Origin of the sequence: Photorhabdus africana, assembly GCF_035181445.1 — a bacterium.
In the GTDB taxonomy this organism is placed as follows: domain Bacteria; phylum Pseudomonadota; class Gammaproteobacteria; order Enterobacterales; family Enterobacteriaceae; genus Photorhabdus; species Photorhabdus laumondii.
This window is the reverse complement of the sequence record NZ_JAXBVE010000093.1, coordinates 1-3,669: the sequence shown is the minus strand read 5'-3', so window position 1 is coordinate 3,669 and position 3,669 is coordinate 1. Positions and strand designations below refer to the sequence as shown.

Genomic DNA, 3,669 nt, shown 5'->3' with positions numbered 1-3,669 from the left:
CATCTGATGACGGAACTCCGCCGCCCAGGCCGGGTTTTTGAAGGTGTAATCTTTGAGCTCGACCACCGCCGGCCGTACCTGCGCCTGGCGGGTCAGCCGGGTAATGCACAGCTGTTGGGCCTGTTCAGCGTCGTCGGGGTGATAGGGCAGCACCGGGCCGTTGACCACGGCACCGGCATCGTCGGCAAACACCAGGGTGTTTTTATTGCCGGTGAAGTCAAAGCAGTAAAAAATCCCTTCTTCGGCGGTGAGGCGTTGCAGAAAGTCAAAATCGGTTTCGCGGTACTGGACGCAGAACTCCCGTTCCGGGTGCGGATTGCGCAGGCTGAACGCCACATCCCGGACGCCGTTCTCTTTGAGCAGGGTGGTGAGGAGGGTTTTGATATCCTGCTGCTGAAAAATCCGGGCATTCTGGCGCAGGGTGGTGCGCCACATATCGGGCCGGACGGTCATGTCATAGCGGGTCTGATGTTTGCCGGTATTGCCCTGAACAAAGCGGGCGACCATGCCGGTAACCGTGCGCTCGACGTGGCCGGCGCGCAGGATGGTCAGGGTGGCGCTCTGGTCGAGGACGGCGGCGAAATCAATCGCCGGGTCGGCGCTGGCTAAACTGACGGTCAGCGTGAACGGGGTGGAGAGGGCTTCGTGCAGGGTAAAGCCGGCCACCACAAAGGTGTACGGCGGCAGGCCGCCGGCGGTGAGGGTAAACTGTAACCCGCCGGCGCTTTGCGGACGCAGCCGGTCAGCGATTTGTTGTGCGAGGCTGGCGGCGTCGGCGGTTTTTTTCTGAAATGACATCTAAGGGTTCCTTCTCTGAATTTACGGGCGGTTTTTCTCAGGGAGCGCGGTCAGGCCGGCGGCCTGCTGCAACGCGTAATACTGGCTGAGCAGGGCGTTAAACCGGTCGTCGGTCTTTTTTATCAGCGCCGGTGAGACGGGCTGTCCCTGTTCGACGGCGACGGAAAGCTGGCGCAGCAGCTCTTCCAGCGGGACGTCACGGTTGTGGCTGTGCTGGATTTGGTCAATCGCCGTTTTCAGGTAAGAGAGGGTGAAACTGCCCCGGTTGCGCTCCTGTGTCAGGATATTGTCCGCCAGTAACTGGAGCTGATGCCGGGTCTCCCGCCAGTTGCCGGGGGGCGGCGCGTTTTCCCGCCGGATGGTCTGTAACTGCTGCCAGCGCTGCGTTGCCTGCTGCTGCCGGCGGTCCTGCGGCCAGGTTTTTTGTGCCATATCGGTCAGCTGCTCAGCCTGTTGCAGCACCACCAGCGGGGAGGTGTCCGCTAACCGGGTTAACTGCGGTGCATAGGCTGGCAGGTCGGGATGAGATAACCAGGCCAGTCGGGCCCCGTCCGGGGTGTCAGTCAGTGCGGTCAGTTGCTGTTGTAATGGCCGGTAAAGGCCCAGCCAGCTGCCGGTCAGGACAAACACCCCCAGTAACAGGCCCAGGCCGAACCCCTGTAGTGCGCTCATCGGCCGCGGGGGCGGTTCAGGGAAACGGACCCGGACTTTAGGCTGACCGGGGTCATCTCCCGCGTCGTCGTGGGTGTCCGGTTCAGGCGGTGCCGGTTCGGTGCTGGCGAGGTAAACCAGCGGCGGCATCTGCACGGGTCTGGCCGCGGGTTTGGGCAGGATACGGGCCTGTTCCAGTTTTTTGGCGGTGTTCTGGAAGAACCACAACAGGTTGTCGACTTTCGGCAGGCGTTTCAGGTCGGACTGCTGGAGCCGGTCGACTATCAGCTGTAAGGCCCGCTCGGCCCGGTAAATCATCCGCAGGTCGCGGGCGGTGTAATCGTGCTGGCGTAAGGCGCTGCCGCTGCGGGTGTTAAACCAGTCCAGCAGGTCGGTACGGACCGCCGGCTGCGGCGGCCACAGGTCATCCCACTGGCTGACCATCACCCCGGCCAGCAGTTCACAGCCTTCGGTAAACCCGGCCAGGCCGCTGAGCTGCAGGCGGGCCAGGGTGTAGTAAATCGCGCTCTGCAAATCGACGCCGTGGGAGCGAAACAGCGTCAGGGCCAGGGATTCGATAAGCGCCCAGTTCACCGCCGGCTGAGACGGGTGGTTGATTTTGTTAATTTCTTCGCGTATGGCCGTGAACGCCGGCAGATTCATCGGGTTGCCGCCGGCGCGGATAATCAGGTTTTCAGGGGGTTCACGCATGGCCGTTCATCCTTTCACCTGCCGCCGCCGGGGCGGAGGACAGGGTGGGTTGCTATGTTGCAATGAATAAAATTTGCCGTTAATACAGTTTGCCCTTAATACAGGGTGTCAGGCAGTCTGAACTGACTGAACAGGCCGCCGGCAAACGGATTGTCGGATTCATCCACGTAGAGACGGTAGGTCATGTCGCCCCCGTCCACCGTGAACCGCACATCAAACGAATCCTGACGTACGTTAGTCAGTTTGCCGCTGTTAATCAGCCGCAGCTGGGCCCACGGGCCGGTGAAGCGGATGGCGCGCGGCGATTTGCCGCCGGCATCCGGTATCAGCGTGAGCTGGCTTTCCACCCCGGCCCGCATCGCGTTGGGCCAGATGAGGTGCACAATGCTGCTGCGGCCGTGGGCGTAATCGAGCAGCTGGCCGTCGAGATTGAGCAGGCTGCGGCGTTTATTGCCGGTCAGGCTGAGGGGCTCAATGGCATACTGGACCCCCAGACCGTTTTGCGGCGAGAAGAAGGTGTCGCGGATACGGTCGGCCCGTTTCAGCTGTTCCAGCACATCCGGGCGGATAAGCTGCTGGCCGTCCGCGCGGTGGGTCAGGTTGTTTTCCACAAACGGTTTCAGGTTCTGCTGATAGAAGGCATCCAGCGTGCCGCCGGGCCGGAAGAACCGCTCAAATTCACTGAGCGGCACATCCTCCGTCGCGTCCGGGTTAAACGGATAGCGGCCGGCCAGGTAGGTCTGGTACTGTCTGACGACGGTGTCGTGCCATTCGATTTCCAGCGAACGGATGGCTTCCTGCATCACCACCCGCCAGGCCTGTTCCGCCAGTGCGCCGACCCAGCGGTTGAGCGGTGCCGGCAGGGTTTTCGCCCGCTGCTGTACGTCGAAAATCGGGTCGCCGTTATGCTGTTCAAGCCGCTGCTGAACGGCATTCAGGGCGGCTTTACCCGGGACCGGCGCGTTCTGAATGCCCAGCAGGTAACGGTGCAGCGCCACCAGTTGCTGATAAACCCCCTGTAAGGTGCTGTTTTTATCCCCGGACTCCTCCAGCACCGCGGTTTCCGGCGCGAATTCCCGGTGAATCCGCACCCGCAGGCGGTAATCCGGGGTATCACGTAACGGCTGCCGGGCTTTGGCCGGCAGCGTCTCGTTAATCTCCGGCAGGCGGGTGTTGTCGCTCAGGATTTGCAGGGCCCGGCTGATGGGCTGTTCGCCGCTGATGACCTGTTCAAGGGCGCTGAGGGCCTGCGGGATATCGGTGAAATCACGAATATCCAGATTGTTCATGGCCGCGCGCCAGGTGGCGGTGTAGTCCCCCAGGTACTGCTCGGTGATTTGTCGCTGGATTTCCTGCCGGTCCGTGTCGCTGTATTGCACGTTGTGTGACAGGTTCAGGACCCAGCTGTCCATGACGGTGAGGTCGATCAGCTGGTCGTCCTGTTTGACGAAATAGTTGTTGAGGCCGTTTATCGTCAGGAACTGCGGGATAATCAGTTGCTTGTCATTA

The 3,669-nt window shown here is 61.5% G+C and carries 3 protein-coding genes; all 3 read right to left on the bottom strand.

Annotation, left to right across the window (positions count from 1 at the left end; all coding sequences use genetic code 11):
* On the bottom strand, window positions 1–798 hold a 798-nt coding region (gene tssI, locus SLS51_RS22610; RefSeq protein ID WP_323840753.1), incomplete at its 3' end, for a type VI secretion system tip protein TssI/VgrG.
* A 21-nt stretch (window positions 799–819) separates the two neighbouring features.
* On the bottom strand, window positions 820–2,160 hold the full coding sequence (locus tag SLS51_RS22605) for a VasL domain-containing protein (protein ID WP_323840752.1): 1,341 nt from the start codon (window positions 2,158–2,160) through the stop codon (window positions 820–822).
* Between the two features lie 95 nt (window positions 2,161–2,255).
* Window positions 2,256–3,669: type VI secretion system membrane subunit TssM (gene tssM / locus SLS51_RS22600; RefSeq protein ID WP_323840751.1), on the bottom strand; the 1,414-nt coding region annotated here is incomplete at its 5' end.